Source organism: Streptomyces sp. NPDC002742 (genome assembly GCF_042888885.1).
Classification (GTDB): Bacteria; Actinomycetota; Actinomycetes; order Streptomycetales; family Streptomycetaceae; genus Streptomyces.
This window is the reverse complement of sequence record NZ_JBIAQF010000029.1, coordinates 1-17274: the sequence shown is the minus strand read 5'-3', so window position 1 is coordinate 17274 and position 17274 is coordinate 1. Positions and strand designations below refer to the sequence as shown.

Below are 17274 nucleotides of genomic sequence, written 5' to 3'. Positions count from 1 at the left end.
CTCCAGCCCATCGCGGAACTTCGGGTCACCGGCCGTGTTCAGCTCCCTGCTCACTGGCTCCCTCCCGAAGAACGGTCGTGCCGCACATCCCTGGCGGCCGTGGGATTGGGAACGGGCGTCCCCGACGGTGATGGCGCCGGCTGCGCGCGGGCGCCTGGTGGAGGGGGAGGCGCAGAAGGCGGGCCGGGCATTTCCGGCAGGCTGCGCAGCGGGGAGCGGTAGAGGACGACGAGCAGGCAGGTGCCGACGATCAGGGTGGGGCGCACGCCGATCCAGGTACCGAGTCCGCCGGCCAGCAGTGCGGGCGGCAGTTGACCCAGGAAGGTCAGCCAGGCGACCTCGGCGGTGGTCGCGTCCAGCTCGAGTACCGCCAGCACGGGGATCACCATGGCGCTGATCGAGCTGCCGGTCACGCCGGCCGCCTGCCCGGTCAGGTAGCGGCGGAAGTCGCGGTGTCGCCGCAGCGAGGGCCGGGCGCCGGGTGAGGAGGGGTCAGTGCAGGCGGTCATGAAGCACCTCCTCTGCTTCCGCCAGGCGCTCGCGCAGCTCGACCACGGCCGCCTGCCGGTTCCGGCCGTACGCCTGTAGTTCTGGGGTGACGGCGGCCGGGTCGTCGACGGCCTCGGACAGGGGATACATCGAGCAGGCCATGTATGCGGCTGCGACCCGGGGTACGGCGAGCAGTTCTTCGGCCGGCAGCGCCGGGTTGGCGGCCTGGTAAGCGGTGATCGCGTCGGCCAGGCCGGTGGGCCAGTGCGGCTCTGCCAGGACCGTGCGCGGGTCGAGGACGATCCGCCCGAGTTCCCACACGGGACTGCGGTGCCCCGGCGGCCGGAAGTCGATCAATGCCGAGATCGCCGTCCAGGGTCCGCCGTACAGTCGGCACCGGGATACCGCCGAGCCGCGCGAACTGGCCGAGCTCCAGCGCCTGGCGCTCCGCGTCCAGTACGGCACCCGCCGGGCAGGCCTTCACGAACCACCCGCCGCCGTCGCTGTCCCGGGCCACGTAGTTGCGGGTCGCGGTCCCCACGGGACCTCTGTCGACCACGGTGGGGGTGATCCGGTAGAACCGCGGCAGGATCTCCGCCACGACCATCAGGTCCGACTGCGCGCTCATCGCCGTACCCCCGACCCGTCGGTGTGGTTCAGCAGTTGCCGCAGCGCTCGGGCATCCGCCTGCAGTCGCTGTTCGTTCTGGCGGCCCTGATCGAGCATGTCGAAGGGCACCGGTCCGCCCGGGGCGGGGTCCGTACCGGCTTCGCGTCGCGGAACGCAGTGCCAGTGGGCATGCGGGATCGCATTCCCGAGCAGCAAGTAGTTCATCTTCACCGGCTCGTAGTGCTGTTCGAGGGCTCGGCCCAGGGTGAGGGTGTCGTGCCAGAAGGCAGTTGCCTCCTCTTCCGGCAGTTCGGTGGGTTCGGCGATGTGCCGCGCGGTGAAGACCACGATGACGTAGCCCCGGACCGTGCCGGATCGCCGGAGGTAGGACTGGGACACCTCACCGCGGTGCAGCAGCAGTCCCCACCCGATGTCGTCGGCCTGCCAGTCGTTGCCGCACATCGGACAGTTGTGGCCGGCGCGGTGCGCGAGGAAGTCCTCGGGCCAGGAGGCCGTGCTCGGCTCCGGGAGCGTCATGAGGCTCACCAGCCCATCTCGGAGTACAGGCGCCCGCGGAGAATGCCATCGGTCGCCAGGCGGGTGTACGGCACGGTCCCGGCCGGGAGATCCCGCGGATCCCACCACGGCCACTCCACGCACAAGTCGGGTTCGTCCTCGGCCTCCCGCTCATGCTGATGCCGGGCCGGATACGCCTCGGCGGTCGCACGGATGCGGGGACGGGTGGGCGGCACGTCATCACCTCGGGGCAGCGTGGAAGGGGCGGAGAAGTCCGTGGCCGTGGGAGTGGCCGTCACGTCGGGGCTCGCCGAGGTGGCGCTGCGGCGGCTCATGAGTGTGTCCCGTGCTTCTCACCGTCCGGCTCGGACGTGATCTGGTAGGACAGCAACTGCCGGAACAGGCCGGGCTGTCGAGCGAGCTGAGCGTAGGTTCCCTCCTGGACGATCGTGCCTTCGTCGAGGACGACGATCCGGTCGGCGACGGCGACGTTGGTGATGCGGTGGGTCACCAGGAGCACCACGCGGTCTTGGGCGAGCCCCCGCAGCCGCTGGAAGATGGAGTACTCGGCGCGCGGGTCGAGGTTCGCGGTCGGCTCGTCCAGCACCAGCAGTCCGGCCTGGCGGAAGAACGCCCTCGCGAGGGCGATGCGCTGCCACTGACCGCCGCTGAGTTCCTCCCCGTTGAGCCACTCGCGGGCCAGGAGAGTGTCCAGGCCGGCACCGAGTTTGTCGACGACCTCGTCGGCACCGGACGCTTCGCACGCCTCACGTACCGCCGCGTCGCCGCGCGCCGTGGGCTGTCCCTGGGTCACGTTCTCCCGCACGGTCAGCGGCCAGTGCGCGTAGTCCTGTGGCACCAGGGCGACCTGCTGCCACAGCGCCTGTGGGTCGGCGTTGCCGGTGGGGACGCCGTCCCACAGCACCTGGCCGTCCGTGGGCAGGTACAGACCGCTGACCAGCTTCGACAGTGTCGACTTCCCCGAACCGTTGAAGCCGACGAGGGCGGTGACCTCGCCGCGGCGCAAGGTGAGCGAGACGTCGGACAGCGCGTCGCGGTCCTTGCCCGCGTACCGGTGGGTGACCGACCTGATCTCGATCGTCGTCGGCGGCTCGGGACGGTGCGGGCCCCGCCGCATACGGAAGCCCCCGGCCTTGTCCAGGAAGCCGCTCCAGTCGTCCATGTACAGGCCCGTGCGCACGGCGCGGGCGCCGACGGACACCAGACCGCGGACCGACATGCCCACCGTCTGCAGAGCGAAGACGGCCGTCCCGGCACGCCCGACGGTGATACGGCCGGTCGCGAGCAGCCACACCACCGCCGCCCACACCACCGCCGATCCCAGCCCTCCGCACAGCGCGCCGAACAGGGACATCCGGGCGCCCTTGTCAGCCGCGGCCCGGTCCTCACGGTTGATCCGGGCGACCGTCTGCCGGTACCGGCCGGACAGGAAGCCGGCCATGGTGCCGGCACGGATCTGGTCGGCGGCGTCCTTGGTGAAGATGTGCCAGCGCAGCACCGTCAGCATGCGCTGGTCGCCGTTGCTGCGCAGGTTCGCCAGGTAGCGCACACGGGCGGCACTGATCTGGGCCAGGGCCTGGGGAAGGCTGGCCGCCACCAGGAGCGGGAGAAGGACTGGGTGCACGCCGGCCAGGACCACCGCCCCGGCGAGGAAACTGGCGCCCGAGGCGATGAGGTCCTGGCCCTCGTCGATCAGGTCGCCAGTGACCTGAGCTCCGCGGTCCGCGGCCTCGCGGTCGCGGTTGAAGGCGGGCTCGTCGTAGGCGCACAGCTCGACCTCGGCGCAGCCGGTGAGCAGCATCTGCTCGGCCTCGCGCGACATCAGCGGGCCGAGCCGGGAGGACAGCCAGCTGACGGTGATCCCCAGGAGGGCGCGTGCTCCGGAGGCTCCAACCAGAAGGGCTACGGACGGCCAGGCTTCCAGGAGCCGGTGGTAGACGTCTCCGCTGGTGAAAAGTGCGGTGAGCGTACCGCTGATGGCGACCAGGCCGAGGGCCTGCATCACGCCCGCCGCAGCTTGGCACAGCAGGAGACCGGTGGTCGCTCGCCGGTCGACCCGCCAGGCGAGAGCCAGTGAGCGGCGCACCAGCTGGGGCAGGCGCCGGGCCATGTCACGCATCCGGATCGAGCGGCCGGCCGCCTCGCGGCTGCCGGTCAGGTCGACGTAGCGCATCTGTGGCTCGGGGGCGGTGCCCGGCTCGGTCTCGGGTCGGGCGTCCGGCTTGCTCCGCGGTTCGGCAGGCGGCGTCGCGGCTGGGGGCGCTACGGGGGTGGCGCGCGGCCCCGGGACCCTGTCGGCTGATGCATCGGTGGGCTCGCTCATGCCGCCCACCCCGATGACGGTCGTGATGCGGAGGCGAACAGGGCGCGACGCACGTCGACGGGACGCCGGAACGCGGTGGCCCGGGCGGCCTGAACGGAGGGATTCTCGAACACGGGGTGAAGGGCGGTAAGCACGCGGACGGGATTCACGGATTCTCCTCGGTAGCGGGGAATGAGCAGAGCACCCGCACAACGTCCCTGATCACGAGGCGGATACGGGCAGCCCCGGGCGACTGGTCGATTGCAAGTTCGAAGCCGGGCGGGGAAGGCAAGTGCTGTCGGCCGGGCGCAAGGCACCTGCCCGTTCGATTCACTCGTCAAGGGGACAGTGGAGCGGTCGCAGCCCGAGCGGGGGATTGCGGGACGGCATCGACGGCACCGGTTCCTTCGGCTAGGCGTGGGTGTGCTCTGTGGACGGCACCCTCGCCCACGCCACCGACAATCAGCGGGGGAGGGCACCGTGATCCGGACAATTCGAATCGGCGGTGCCCCCAGGCCCGATCGCACTGGTGCGGGTCGATGACCTGGAGCGAAGCCGGAAGAAAGGATTCTCGAACTGCCGTGGTGCAGCCCGGAAACGGGCGCCCGACAATGTGGCTTGAAGTGCCTTCTGACCGGGGTGACGACCGGTGCGGCGTCCCGTGAACGGGCCCGCCGACGGCTAGCATCAGCACCTTCGACGCCGGGCGCCTGCACCAGATCGTGTTCGCACATCCGCGCCGTTCCCGGGAGATGCGTCGGTGCGTTCGGTACGCATGCGGCTTGTGGCGGCCCGGTGTCACCGTGCGTCCGCGTTCAGGGGCCCGCGGCGAGGTGACGAGGAACTGCCTGGCTCAAGGGTGGGCGACCCGTCGGCGCGGCCTCCATGGGGCGGGCGGATCTTTCGGACAGGGAGTGGGCCCGGTTGAAGCACCATCTGCCCAAGGCTGGGCAGCGCGGCGGTCGTTGGGCCAGTTTCCGCAGGATCATCAACAGGATCCTGTATCGGAACCGGACCGGGATGCCGTGGCGGGATCTGCCTACGCGGTTCGGGAAGTGGAAGACCGTGTGTGAGCGGCACGGACATTCGTCAGCGGATGGCACGTGGGACAGGCTCTTCGCCGCCTTCCTGGCCGACGCGGATGCACAGGGCAGCATCGACTGGTCGATGTGTCGGTGGCTCCACCACCTGCCGAGCCCACCAGCACGCGGCCGGAGCACGCAAGAGGCCCCCGCAGACCGGGAAAGGCGCGCGCCCCGGCAACACCGTCCCCACGAGGGGCTCGGACGCTCCCGGGGCGGTCATTACCTGTGACTGCTTCCTCCGGAACCTTCCTCCCAGTATCAAGCTGTCCGGTTCAAGGGGAGCTTCACTACGGGCCAGAGTCTGATTCAAGACACTCCCCGTACTGGCGCCCTGACTGCGTGACGGGCCGATCGCGGCCCGACGGCCCAGATCGTGTTCGTGGGCATCGGATCCGGGGCGCGCCGGACGGTCTGTCCGGCCGGCCCCGGTCAGTGCGGGGTCGGCCGGTGGGCCGAAACGGTGCGAAGGGGCTCGCGGTGTGCCCCGGTTCGTTCAGCTCAGGCGCCACTGCTGGTTGGCGCCCCCGTTGCAGTCCCACAGCTCCAGCTGCGTGCCGTTGACGTTGCCGGCAGGCTGGTCGCCGCCGGTGACGTCGAGGCACAGGCCGGACTGGACGCCGGTGATCGTGCCGTTGGCGTTCAGGCGCCACTGCTGGTTCGTGCCGCTGTCGCAGGTCCACAGTTCGACCTTGGTGCCCGCGGTGGTCGCGGCGCCGGTGGCGTCCAGGCACTGCGTGCCTCCGTACAGCCGCAGTTCGCCGGCTGCGGTCAGGGTGGCCTTCTGGTTGGCGCCGCCGTTGCAGTCCCAGATCTCGATCTTCGTGCCGGGCGCGGTCTGGTTGTCGAACGCGTCGAGGCAGCGGCCGGAGGAGGCGCCGACGAGGGCGTGCGTGGTGCCGGTGCTGGTGGCCGAGCCGGTGGACACCCGGAACAGGACCGTGCCGTGGCCGGGCACGGTGGCCGAGATCGCACCGCTGGTGGTGGTCTTCACATGCGACCACAGGTTGTCCAGGCTGTAGCCGGCGGGCGAGGCGGGCAGGCCCACCGCCGACGCGGTCGTGGAGATGGTGGCCGCGCCGGAGTTCTCGTTGAACAGCGCCACCGACACATCGCCGCCGGCCAGCGGCTTCGCCAGTACGTTCAGGCCTCCGGCGGAGGATACCTGCACCCCCTGCTTGCCGAGCGCGTCCTGGTCGACCGCGACGACGTCCCGGTCCCCGAGGATGGACGCTGTGGCGGCAGTGGAGTTGGGCAGGTCGTTGCCCGTGATCAGCGGGGCCGCCATCTCGGCCCAGAGACTGAACTCACTGCGGTCCTCGGTGAACGACATACCGCCGTTGCCGACCTCCAGCATGTCGGGATCATTCCAGCCACCGGGGCCGGCGTACTGCGCCAGCTTGACGTTGGCGTGAAAGATCGACAACAGGGAGCCGTAACTGTCGTTGATGTCGCCGGTGGTGCGCCACATGTTGCCCACGCCCGCGCCCCACGTCCACACGTTGTCCACGCCCCACTCGCACAGGCTGAACACAATGGCGCGGCCGCTGCCGGCCAGGGCGTCGCGCATGGTGGTGTCGCGGTGCTGGGCCGAGGTCCCGTCGTCGTTGCAGTTGTCGTACTTGAGCAGGTCCACGCCCCAGGAGGCGAAGCTGTTCGCGTCGGTCTGCTCGTGGCCGAGGCTGCCGGGGTAGCCGGCGCAGGTCTTCGTGCCCGCGCTCTCGTAGATGCCCAGCTTCAGGCCCTTGCCGTGCACGTACGCAGCGGTGCCGCTGATGCCGTCCGGGAACTTGACGGGGTCCGGCGCGAGACGGCCGGCGGAGTCGCGGCTGCCGGCCATCCAGCAGTCGTCGATGTCGACGTAGGTGTAGCCGGCCGCGGCCAGCCCGGAGGAGACCAGGTAGTCGGCGACGGATTCGACCTTCTGCTCGGTGACGTTGCATCCGAACTTGTTCCAGCTGTTCCAGCCCATCGGTGGGGTCAGGGCCAGCCCGTTGGGCAGCGCGCCGGCCTGTGGTGCGGCGCCCAGGACCCAGGCGGCCGGAGCGATGAGCAGGGCCAGGACGGTGCCGACCGCGGTAGCGGTGCGTCTGCGGGCGGGGTTGTGGCGGCCGCCGGTGCGGGCCGAGACGTACTCGGGGTGGAATGCGCGGCGTGTCCGGAGTGTGCGGGCCATGTGGAGGCGCACGTTGTCCTTCTTTCGGATGGGGGCTACCCGATGGGCACTCAGGCTCGCGGACAGGCTTGAGTGACGCTGCGTCAGGTGTGAGAACAGCCGAAGGGGATGACGAAGACGCATGATGGGTATGGGTGGAAAGTTTTGGATTCTGTGCGAATCTCGGGCCATACCGTCGCAGTCCACACAGGCTCCGTCAAGGGTGTACACAGCAACCGGAGCGAAACTCTGGTGCCGGTGTTCATCGGCGTCGTCGTCGACCAGGCTGTGAGCAGCGGCGACAGCGGTCGGCTGCTGCTGTGGCCGACCGTCCTCACCGTCCTCCGCATCTGGCTGTGATGGAGTTTCCGGCTGGGCGCCCGGGCCGGCGAACGCGGCGCGCCGCATGGCGAATACTGCGCGCCGCGGAGGCCGCCCACGACTGCGCCTCGGCCGTCGGCCGGGAACTCGATTCTCCGGCCGGAGCGGAGCAGGGGCGGCTGCGCGGCGCGCTCGCGTACGTCCTCCCCACCGGCTCGTCAGGGCGCCGATCGTGCTGGTCCGGGACCGCCTGAACGCCCACGTCTCCCACGCCATACGCGAGCTGATCAACGAGCGCGTATGGCTGATGGTGTTCCTGCTGCCTGCCTACTCGCCCGATCTCAACCCCGCCGAGTGGGTCTGGCGCCCACGTCAAACGCAGTCTGGCCAACCTCGCCGTCGTCGCCGTCGACCGACTCGAGGCCTTCGTCCGTAACCGGCTGAAGCGCCTGCAATACCGGCCTGACACCCTCGACGGCTTCATAGCCGGCACGGGCCTGGCCCTCGACGATCCAATGTCACCCTGACGGGCCGAAGTCAGTACCTGCGCAGAGGCAGATCAAGCACACCATTCGCGAGCCGAAGAACCAGCAGGCCAACCGCAAACGCCGCGGCAGCAAGGGCGGACGGCCCGCCGGCTTCGACAAGACGATCTACAAGCGCAGGAACGAAGTCGACCGGACCGTCTTGGCGTTCAAGAACTCCCGCGCTGGGGCCGCCAGGTTCGACAAGCGTGCCTATGTGTTCCACGGCACCGTCACCCTCGCCTCGATCCGGCTCTGGCTCCGCTCGTGACCACACGACAGGTCTCAGGCGCCGGTCCGCCCGTCGACGAGCTCACGCACGACGTCGAGGTGGCCGTTGTGGCGGGACGTCTCCTCGATGAGGTGGAGGATCACCCAGCGGAGATCGACGTGGCGGCCGTCGCTGATGGGACGCTTGGCCGTTGAGTTCAGCTCGTGGTCGGACACCAGGCGACGGTAGCGGGCACTCTGCTCCTCGTACTCGGCGAGAAGCTGGGGCAGCGGGATGTCGACTGCTGTCCGCATCTCGGGGTCGGGATCGTCGTCGGTCGCCTCGGTGAGCGGTCCCGCAGGCTCCTCGCCCAGGAACATCACTTGGAACCAGTAGTACTCGACCCACCGCAGATGGCTGATCAGCCCGCACAACGTCATCAACGGTGAACTCGGGAGTGGGGCCTTGCGGGCGTCCTCGGCGGACACGCCCTCACACTTGGCTCGCGCGGTGGCACGGGCGTAGTCCAGGAAGGTGGCCAGCTGCGTACGTTCGTCCCATGAGGGAGGCGTGTCGGTTCGTTGAAGCATCGCGGGAGTATCCCGCAGCTCGGAAACGGTGTCGATTCAATTGATCGGAAGCACCGTCAAGTGCCACAGCACCGGCTGTGCTCAGGCAGAGCCCGGCAAGATCCCCCGGACAGACCCCTGAGGAGAACGGGGTACAGCCGGACGGGGGACGCAGGTGCCACGGTAGAGGGCATGCGGGAGGTGGGTCATCATCGGCCCGGCCGTCGGGATGTGCCCGTCAGGCCCTTGACCGGGTGCCGCTTCGACGGAGGATGGGGGAAGAGAGCGGGTCTGCGTGGTGAAGTGTGGGCCTCTGATAACTCCGACAGCAGGGAGCATTTTTTCCGATGACCGCACAGCCTGCACGCCCTGAGCGCAGCGGTCCCGAGACCACCTCGGTCATGGATGTCTCGCCGTTCAAGCCTTCTCTCGTCAAAGCGGTGTTCAGGGACGTGACCCCGATGCACGTCTCTCGGTCGGCCGCGTGGGCCGCCGCGTCGGTGACGCGGACAGTGCTGACGGAGATCATCGACGGCGCGAGGAGAGCGGCGGCGGCGAACGCCCGGAAGAAGCTGATTCCCCGGGACCTTCTCTCGGCGATCGACCGGAACGTCGAGCTCGAGGTGGGGGACAAGTGGTACGCCCACAGCCCGACGTTTCAAGGCCTGACCGGTGTCCTGTACGACGCCGAGGGTGTCATCGTGCCTTCTCGTAAGCGCAGCATGTCGCGCAAACCGAGTGCCGTGGTCGGCGCCCACAGGTTCGAGGCCGGGGTCAAGAAGCTGCTGAGGAGCCAGGGGGCGACGGCCGTCCCGGCGATGGTCCGCGACCTGGACGGAATCGCGAGCGTGTTCCTGACGGACCTTGCCCGGGACGCGGCCATGGTCGTCCGCGAGGGCGGGGGCAAACGTTTCGGTACGGTCACCCTGGTGATGTCGGGCGAACCGGCCCCACCCCCCTTCCTCAAGGATTCCCTCCGGGCCCTGTCCGCCCGCAGGGGGGCCAGACGGACCATCGGCAGGGATGACATCCTGGCCGCCACCACGATTCAGTTGTTCGGCGGCAACCTCAGGCAGCGAGCCCTCACCGAGGCACGCGAGGCGACACAGAACACTTCGGCCGGCTGAGCGGGTGCGACCAGCATCGCCGCCTGCACCCTCATCTGCTACCGCAGACTCGCCAAATGAGATTGCGGGCGTCCTGGTCCCCGGTGCGACTTGGTCCATGACTATGCCGTCTACGTCGAGCCCAACGTCTGGGTCCGCACTGCCTGTGACGGGTCAGCATCCTCGGTCGTAGATCGCCCGCAGCCACGGTTCCCTGACGGCGGGCATCCGCGCGAGCGTGTACCGGAACGCCTCCCTGGATGGCTGGCGGTACCACGGGTGCGGCGGCAGCGGATCGTCGCGCTCCACGCCTGTTGGCAGCCCGCCGAGCACCGGCAGCCGGGTCCGGTGTGGCGGGAAGGCGAGCTCGGCCCAGAGCGCGGCATCCATAGGTACCGGCACCGCCCCGTCACGCGGCTGCCACATGTCTCCGGTCTGAGGATGGACCGGGACCAGCACCAGGTCAGTGGCCGGCTCGCCAAACCCCGGCCCTGCCAGGTCCAGCCGCTTCGCACCTTCCCCGGCGGGCAGCAGCGCGCCAAGTGCCCGGCCGAGGAGCTCCGCGACCGGCCCGGGCGCCACCTCGACCGGCGCGCCCCCGGCGGCCACCACCACCTGGGCGAGGGCCACGCCCGCCGGGATGTCCAGGTACTCGCTGAGCCGGTGCCACAGCGCGCCGGTGGCCAGCCACTCCGCCCAACCCATGATCGGCCGCTCCGGCGGGCCGGGCAGCCGCACTACCTCCTGCGGGACGAGCCGGACGACCTGCCAGCACCCGCAGTCGTCCATCCTCGTTCCAACCGGCAGATCGCAGGCCAGGCAGGCAAGGTTCGGCCCGTCCCTCCCGTCGATTCCCATGCAGTAGCCCCCGGCCCGCTCGATGATCAGCCCGGTGCCACGCATGTCGCCGGGCGCGAGGAGGACGGTGTCCGACGGTCCGTCGGACAGCGCACCGAACGGCGCGAAGCGCCCCCGCTCCGCTGCCGCGCGCGCCCCGACCTCGTCCATTTGCCGCCACGGCGGCCCGTACGGTGCGGGGTCGACGGCGTAGGATCCGGCCTCCAGCAGTGGCGGGTGCAGTGTCTCCCAGTGGGTATCGGCCAGGTGGATCGGCAACGCCACCTTCGACACCGCCGCCGTCAGGACCGCACCGCAGCCCGCACACCCGAACACCGCCAAGTTGCCCCCTCCCGCGGTCGAAGCCCTCGCATCCCACCAAACAGGCGGACCCGGGAGCAAGGGGTTTTCAGACGACGCCAAACGCCCCACCGATGGGCCTCGACGTCCCGGTCGTAGCCTCAAGCCGCGCCGGACCGAGCCACTGAACGTGACCAGGCTTGTCCCGCAATGATCTTTCGGGGCGGTATGGACGCGCTCGGTTGACGTGAGGCCGGCCCGCTCGCCGATCCAATGAGGGCGAGGTTGTGGAGCCGGGCGACGCCACTCATGGCGTGTCGTACGCCGTCTCCCTTTCCCTTGAGACGGCAGTCACGCAAGATCTTCCAGCACTTCATGCGTGCAAAGGCGTGCTCGACGCGGGCACGGACCTGGAGATGAGAGGTGTTGTGCTCTTCTTTCCAGGCCGGCAGTTCCTACTGGCCGCGCTCATGGCGGTGCGGACTGACCAGGCCGGTACCCCGATATCCGCCATCGGCCATAACGGTTGTGCGGCCGACGGCGCGCTTGGCGCCGGACGGTTCCCACGCCTTGCAGTCGTTGCGGTTGCCGGGCAGAGGCCCACCGGCCACAACGACCAGGCAGCTGTCCGCGTCGATGACGACCTGATGGTTGGTGGAATGCCGGTAATTCCTCGACTGCTCGGCGACCGTGTGGTCGCGCGTGGGCACCAGGGTGCCGTCAACGATCAGAACAGTGTCCTTCGCGAAGAGACGCCGGGCGCGCAGGGCCAGCAGGGGGCCGAGGTGGTCAATGATGCGGCCGACCGAGGACTTGGAGACGCCGAAGAGCGGAGCGATCTGTCGCATCGTCAAGTTCGTGCGCCAGTAAGCTGTCACCAGCAGCACGCGATCCGAAAGGGGCAGACCCTAAGGGTGTCCCCGGCGCGTCTCGTCGGCGCCCTCACGCCGCAACGCGGTCACCAGCTTGGTGAAGCAGCGCGGGCTCAGCCCGGCGAACGGCGCTATCCAAGACGGCTCCGACGCCGTGATCACACCCGACATGGCAAAGGTCATCCACCCGGCAGGAGTGCCGTCGCCCAGGATTACAGATACAGAAAGCAAACCGGGATTGACGCAGATCGCCACGACAGGACACTGATGGTCTGATGCGGGGGCGGGCCGATGGAAGGTGGCAGCGTGTGGGAAGTCTGCTGAAGGGCGTCACTGGCGTGCACTGGAAGGAACTGCACGGCGCGCGACAGTCCCCCGCCAGGGATATACCGCCCCTGCTCTCGCGGATCGCCTATGGAGGCGACGACACCGCCCACATGGCGATCGATGAACTCGGCGACGTCATCTGTTCGTTGGGGTTCGTCGTCGGGAAGGCGACGGCCCCGACAGTCCCCTTTCTTCTGGAACTGGTCGGGGCCCCAGACGTGCCGTGCAAGGCGGAGCTGATGGATCTGCTGGAGAGCATCTGCCAGGCAGGGCAATGGCACTCCGCCGCGGCAGCGAGCGGCTGGAAAAACGCGAGCTTCCAGGAGCAACCTGCCTGGGAGGTGGCAGCCAGGGCTGCTGTGCGCGCAGGCCGACCGATCATCGAAGGTCTCGCCTCGTCCGTGAGGCCGGAAGAGGCCGAAGCAGCACGCAGTCTGTTGCGGACGATGGACGAGGTGGCACCCTTCCCGGAGCTTTGAGCGGCGGCGTGTACCTCCCGTGCGGGACAACGTCGGTGACGAGAGTGGGCAACGGTTGACCCTCGGCGATCATTGCGGGACAAGCCTTAAGGTTGCCTTAAGGTGCGTATCGGGTCGTGATCAATGTGCGTCGGCGTGCAGGGCCGGGTCTGCACGGTGTGGTTGGGATAGTTCGACTTGGCGATGGCGAACTGCCTCAGCGGTCCGAAGCGCACCTCGATCGCGTTCGCCAACGAGGCGCACGTCGAGGTGAAGCACAACTCGGCCTTGTTCTTCTTCGCCCAGCGGTAGATGCCGGCGCCTCTGTGGGCGGACAAGTTGTCCAGGAGGACGCAGATCGCTGGGCAGGAACAAGGCCTCGAAGACCTTCGCGCGAACCCGGTACCACGGCCCGTCCCAACTTCGTTTGACCGTTCCAGGCGATGCGCTGTGACTCATCGTGCGAGTGTCTCCGGCCGGCCTGACGATCTCAACCAGGTTCCTCAGCCGTGCTCCTGACCGTGACATAGCTCGGGACGTTCATCCGTACGCGCTTGGGGAGCTTGGGGGCTCTGGCAAGATTTTCGTAGGCGGAGATCATCTCGGCGGCAGGGTCGTCCGGTCCACGGGGCGGGCAGCCTGTGACTGTGTTCTGTTGAACTGGTCAGTCTGTTGCCGCAGTTGTCTGATGTGCTGGTGTTCTCGGTCGAGACCTCCGATGCTGTGGTGGCGGTCCGCGCCCGCGCGAGATCCGATGAACCAGCGGGATGTACGGGATGCGGACAACTCAGCGCGTGGTGTCATAGCCGCTATGTACGGAGCCTGTCCGACGTCACGCTCGCCGGCCGGCCTCTGCGTATCGACTGGTCCGTACGCCGCCTGTACTGCGAAAACACGACCTGCCCGAAGGTGACCTTTGCTGAGCAAGTGCCGGGGCTTACCGTGCGCTACCAACGGCGGACACCTCCGTACGCCCGAAGACTTTTCGAGGCCGTGCAGGCCCTGACCCGTTCTGGTCGGAGCCACAGCTCCGTGGCCCGGGAGCTCGGCCTGGACCGCCGCACCGTCAGCAATCCGCAGCACCCGGGAGCGAGGCGTCCACCGTCAGTGAAGCCGCAGGACGCCAGGGGCCCGAGCTTCGGAGATCTCGATCAACCAGTCGAAGACGGTAGTTCCGCGCTCTTCACGCGCTGCGGCCAGGTCTGCACTGACCGCCGGACGATTCGTGGGGTGGCAGCGCGACAGGCGGATCTCCAACTGGCGAGCAGTCTCTGGATAGCCCAGATACTCGCGAGACACCTGATGGTCCCGCCACTCAACCACGTAGTCATCACCATCGGGCGCCCCGAAGCCGCCGCTGAGGCAGTCGGCGAAAGCGTCGAGATTTCTGCCGAAGTAGCCACCGGGGCCGTTGATCGCCTCACCGATGACTCGCCAGAAGTCTTCCAGCGTCCTGATCTCGGTGCCGTCCAGCACGTATATCGCGGTCACAACCGCAGAATACGTGCGGCTCCGTGACGTGACTCGCCATTTTGAGCCCGTGCTGTTCAGGCAGCGCCTTGCACGGGCTCGCCGGAACATGTGCGCTTGGCCGGGTGCCCGGATGCTGGTGATGATCAGGGATCGGCCCTGTCGTTCGGAGACGAGTTCGTAGAGGTCGTCGGCTGGGAGGCGGACATCTGGCGCATGGCGAAGTCGTCGTTGGTGGATCGTGGTGACCGCGGTGGTCTCCAGCAGGCCCTTGAGGTGTCGCGGTGCGGCTCGATCTCTCCCACCGCACCTGGTTCAGCCTCCGGCTGGCCAGTTCCGGGAACCAGTCTTTGAGCAGCTTGGCCCAGTCCGCCTTGCTCATGGGCGGGCCGCCCGGGGTGATCCCGGCCGCCTCCGCCGACGCAGGGTACTTCCTGACCGTCTTGCGGTCCCCCCAACGAGGCGGACACCTGCCTCTTGGACGGGCCCGCGTACCAGTGCACGTAGATCTCGGCAATGTCGACCACGGTGAACGTTCTCCTTGCCATGCGGTGCGTCCGTCGACCTCTCGGCTCGCCGGTCAAGGGACCGCGACGGCTCCGAGAGGCCAGGACCCTCACCCCGGGCACCGGCATGCTCATGGGGAACACGACCGATTCGCAAGGAAGACCCAATAGAGCCCCAAACAACCTGAAACAGGGAATATCAGAGACCGTCCCTGCGGCCCTGAGACCGCAGCAGCGGTTGAGTATCGTGAGCCGTCAGGCTGTCGGCAGGGCCGCCGGCGACCTGCTCGCCGCCCCGGCAACCGCCCGGTGCAAGGGGACCGCGAGCGCAACGACGAACAGGCCGAAGACAGTGATCGGCAACAGCCAGAGCAACTGCGCAGGGTCGTCCCTCAGCCAGTGCCGGTTGCCCCACCAGTTCGCGCTGACGTCCAACACCATCACCGCAGTTGCCAGCCAGATCCCTTCCCGCCGCACAAGCCCCACCAGCACAGCCGCCAACGGATCGAGGATCACCAAGCTGACGAAGAACACCTGCAGAGAGACCTGAGGTAACGACGCATAGGCGTGGATGCCGCCACGGACCAGATCTGCGATGTGAGTGCCCGTGCCCTCAGTGAAACCGATCAAGTACACCGCGAGAACCCATCTCGCCCACAACGGCTGTGTGCCCCAACGTTCCCGCAGCTCAAATCCCACCGTGTCACCCTAGACGAGCGCCCGAGCCTCCGAGGAGGAGATGGCAGCGTCGCCCTGATCAACGGTCCCCAGCATCCCTACACCGGTCCGAGCGCGGTCAACAGCACCAGCGATGGTCAGTGCCCCGGTGGGGAATCGTGAACGCAGAGGTGTGGAATCACCGGCTCTGTCGAAGATCTTGTGGCGGCGGCTGCGCGAAGCGATGGTCGATAGGACTCGACGCTCATTGGCCCTGTTCGCCTACTCGTAAACGGTGGCTGCGCTGAGGGCTCGTGCGATGAAGGTCCAGTCGCCGTTGGCTGGAAGTTCCTTGTCGAAGTTCCGGTACCAACCGTCCGAGCCGGCTATCCACGCGGCGAGGGCTTCGAGGAAGCTGTCGAGGGTGCGGTTCTCCCAGCCATGTCCTCGTCGGCGATAGTCCTGGTGCAGCTCGCGGACGAATGCGACCAGCTCATCGCGTGTGTGTATCTCGTCATCAGGAGTGAGGGGCATGGGAGCCAACCTAGCCTGTGGGCGTTCAGGGCTTCCTGGGCGAACGTCAGGTCGCGAGGAGTATGCGTCTGCGGAGCAGTTCGAGGCTGGACCGTCCGTAGCCCTTGCGCTTGAGGAGTTTGATTCGTGTGACGTGGCCTTCGACCTGGCACGAGCTCCAGGGGCTGGAGGGCCCCACGATGACGGCGTCCTGGTCGCGGCGCAGGCCGGTGATCAGGGAATGCAGTGCTGGTAGGTCGTCACCGAGGACACGGTTCATCCAGTCGGGCAGCAGCTCGCCGCGGCGGTCGTGGAGCATGGCGGCGAAGTCGCGGACGTGCCTTGCCGTGGCGTCGAGGTGTGAGCAGGCGGTGCGGATCTCTTTGAGTTCCTGGTCGTCGCTGGAGGAAAGCCGATCCGGGTCGGTCATGTTCCAGTGGACGACGCGACGGGGCCGCGGAGCAGGGCGAGGTGTCACCGGCAGTCCATGCTTTTTGGAGGGGCGTAGGTAACGGCGGACGGTCTGGATGTCCCCGGGGAAGCCGAGGGCTTGGACTTCACGGTGGAGCTGGGGAATGTGGTGACAGCCCTCGTTCCAGCGTTGGTGCTGGCAAGGCTTGTACTTGTCGAGGATGGTCTGCCGGTTGACCGCCTTAACCAGAAGCTCATCGATGCTCGTGGCGCGGGCGAAGCGGCGCACGGTGGAGTGGTGCAGCCGCAGTTCCCGACCGATCACACCAAGGGACTTTCCCTCGGCCAGCCGTTCCTGCACTGCCGCGTAGCGTTCCTTGGTACGGGCAACCAGGCGCCGCGGACGGCCGAAGCAGTCACGGGTTCCGTCCGGTGGGTCGAGGGGCTTCGCGCGGTCGGCCGGGTCCGGCTCGGTGACCGTGGTTGTCGCGAAGGCGGATCGGATGCATGAATGGTGCGATCCAACGGTCTTCTCCACGGCCCCGGCGAGGTTTCGCCACAGGTGCCAGCCGTCGGCAACCTGGACGGCCTGGGGAGCGCCTGCCCTGGCCTCCTCGGCGTAGGCACCGGCACGGTCCCGGCAGACGATCTCCACCTCCGGATGTCTGGTCAGCCAAGCGGCGAGCGGCTCGGCTTCCCGCCCCGCCAGTACCTGGACCGGTCGGCGGGCCTCCAGGTCAACCAGGACGGTGGCGTACGAGTCGCCCTTGCGCAGCGCGAAGTCGTCCATGCCCAGGACGCGTACTGGTCCTTCAGGAGGATCAGGCACGGCCCTCAGCAGGTTCAACGCCTACCGTCAGCGGGGGCTGTGTCCCAGGTGCGGACTGGATCTGATCGACGGAGCCGGGTTCGACCCGGACGACGTTCAGAAGGCTTCCGCTTTCCGAACGTGATCGTGTGGTTCGAGGTTGGTGGGCATGAATTCCACCTGCAGGCGGGAGGGATGGGGCGGTTCGTC

Annotated in this window: 15 protein-coding genes and 3 pseudogenes; 5 read left to right on the top strand and 13 right to left on the bottom strand. The window is 68.3% G+C overall.

What is annotated here, in order from left to right; all coding sequences use genetic code 11:
- Window positions 1–50: 50 nt before the first annotated feature.
- The 5 genes from ACFYW8_RS36425 to ACFYW8_RS36405 all read right to left on the bottom strand — a co-directional run bounded on the left by ACFYW8_RS36425 (window position 51) and on the right by ACFYW8_RS36405 (window position 3808).
- Window positions 51–509, bottom strand: a complete 459-nt coding sequence (locus ACFYW8_RS36425; protein WP_389088837.1) for a hypothetical protein — start codon at window positions 507–509, stop codon at window positions 51–53.
- A complete protein-coding gene (locus ACFYW8_RS36420; protein ID WP_389088832.1) occupies window positions 493–846 on the bottom strand; it encodes a hypothetical protein in 354 nt (117 codons plus the stop codon). The genes ACFYW8_RS36425 and ACFYW8_RS36420 overlap by 17 nt, the downstream gene beginning before the upstream one ends.
- A gap of 267 nt (window positions 847–1113) precedes the next feature.
- On the bottom strand, window positions 1114–1635 hold the full coding sequence (locus ACFYW8_RS36415) for an HIT family protein (protein ID WP_389088828.1): 522 nt from the start codon (window positions 1633–1635) through the stop codon (window positions 1114–1116).
- Between the two features lie 5 nt (window positions 1636–1640).
- Window positions 1641–1949 (bottom strand): hypothetical protein, encoded by a 309-nt coding sequence (locus ACFYW8_RS36410; RefSeq protein WP_389088824.1) that lies wholly within the window; start codon window positions 1947–1949, stop codon window positions 1641–1643.
- Window positions 1946–3808, bottom strand: coding sequence for an ABC transporter ATP-binding protein (locus tag ACFYW8_RS36405; protein ID WP_389089124.1), 1863 nt, complete (start codon window positions 3806–3808; stop codon window positions 1946–1948). The genes ACFYW8_RS36410 and ACFYW8_RS36405 overlap by 4 nt, the downstream gene beginning before the upstream one ends.
- A gap of 1014 nt (window positions 3809–4822) precedes the next feature.
- Between ACFYW8_RS36405 and ACFYW8_RS36400 the strand changes: the two are divergent.
- Window positions 4823–5239 (top strand): annotated as a pseudogene (locus ACFYW8_RS36400) (IS5 family transposase); the annotation flags it as partial.
- A gap of 276 nt (window positions 5240–5515) precedes the next feature.
- On the opposite strand, the gene ACFYW8_RS36395 reads toward ACFYW8_RS36400, so the two are convergent.
- Window positions 5516–7195 carry a glycoside hydrolase family 27 protein gene (locus ACFYW8_RS36395; protein ID WP_389088818.1) on the bottom strand — a complete coding sequence of 560 codons (1680 nt, stop codon included), beginning with the start codon at window positions 7193–7195 and terminating at the stop codon, window positions 5516–5518.
- Window positions 7196–7580: 385 nt separating this feature from the next.
- On the opposite strand from ACFYW8_RS36395, the gene ACFYW8_RS36390 reads away from it, so the two are divergent.
- Complete coding sequence (locus ACFYW8_RS36390) at window positions 7581–7931, top strand: transposase (protein WP_389088813.1); 351 nt, start codon at window positions 7581–7583, stop codon at window positions 7929–7931.
- Window positions 7932–8044: 113 nt separating this feature from the next.
- Window positions 8045–8290, top strand: a pseudogene (locus tag ACFYW8_RS36385) (IS5/IS1182 family transposase); the annotation flags it as partial.
- A 14-nt stretch (window positions 8291–8304) separates the two neighbouring features.
- Here the strand turns inward: ACFYW8_RS36385 and ACFYW8_RS36380 are convergent.
- On the bottom strand, window positions 8305–8820 hold the full coding sequence (locus tag ACFYW8_RS36380) for a DinB family protein (protein WP_389088809.1): 516 nt from the start codon (window positions 8818–8820) through the stop codon (window positions 8305–8307).
- 326 nt (window positions 8821–9146) lie between these two features.
- Between ACFYW8_RS36380 and ACFYW8_RS36375 the strand changes: the two genes are divergently transcribed.
- Window positions 9147–9926 (top strand): hypothetical protein, encoded by a 780-nt coding sequence (locus tag ACFYW8_RS36375; RefSeq protein ID WP_389088804.1) that lies wholly within the window; start codon window positions 9147–9149, stop codon window positions 9924–9926.
- A gap of 153 nt (window positions 9927–10079) precedes the next feature.
- Here the strand turns inward: ACFYW8_RS36375 and ACFYW8_RS36370 are convergent, their stop codons facing one another.
- Window positions 10080–11084, bottom strand: coding sequence for a hypothetical protein (locus tag ACFYW8_RS36370; RefSeq protein WP_389088799.1), 1005 nt, complete (start codon window positions 11082–11084; stop codon window positions 10080–10082).
- 227 nt (window positions 11085–11311) lie between these two features.
- A pseudogene (locus ACFYW8_RS36365) lies at window positions 11312–12085 on the bottom strand (transposase); the annotation flags it as partial.
- A 137-nt stretch (window positions 12086–12222) separates the two neighbouring features.
- On the opposite strand from ACFYW8_RS36365, the gene ACFYW8_RS36360 reads away from it, so the two are divergent.
- Window positions 12223–12720, top strand: a complete 498-nt coding sequence (locus ACFYW8_RS36360; protein WP_389088795.1) for a hypothetical protein — start codon at window positions 12223–12225, stop codon at window positions 12718–12720.
- A gap of 1083 nt (window positions 12721–13803) precedes the next feature.
- On the opposite strand, the gene ACFYW8_RS36355 is transcribed toward ACFYW8_RS36360, so the two are convergent.
- The 4 genes from ACFYW8_RS36355 to ACFYW8_RS36340 all read right to left on the bottom strand — a co-directional run bounded on the left by ACFYW8_RS36355 (window position 13804) and on the right by ACFYW8_RS36340 (window position 17103).
- On the bottom strand, window positions 13804–14190 hold the full coding sequence (locus tag ACFYW8_RS36355) for a barstar family protein (protein ID WP_389088790.1): 387 nt from the start codon (window positions 14188–14190) through the stop codon (window positions 13804–13806).
- A 740-nt stretch (window positions 14191–14930) separates the two neighbouring features.
- Entirely contained in the window at window positions 14931–15374 is a 444-nt protein-coding gene (locus ACFYW8_RS36350; protein WP_389088785.1) for a hypothetical protein, read from the bottom strand.
- A gap of 240 nt (window positions 15375–15614) precedes the next feature.
- Window positions 15615–15866, bottom strand: a complete 252-nt coding sequence (locus ACFYW8_RS36345; protein ID WP_389088779.1) for a hypothetical protein — start codon at window positions 15864–15866, stop codon at window positions 15615–15617.
- A gap of 46 nt (window positions 15867–15912) precedes the next feature.
- On the bottom strand, window positions 15913–17103 hold the full coding sequence (locus tag ACFYW8_RS36340) for an ISL3 family transposase (RefSeq protein ID WP_389088776.1): 1191 nt from the start codon (window positions 17101–17103) through the stop codon (window positions 15913–15915).
- Between the last annotated feature and the right edge of the window lie 171 nt (window positions 17104–17274).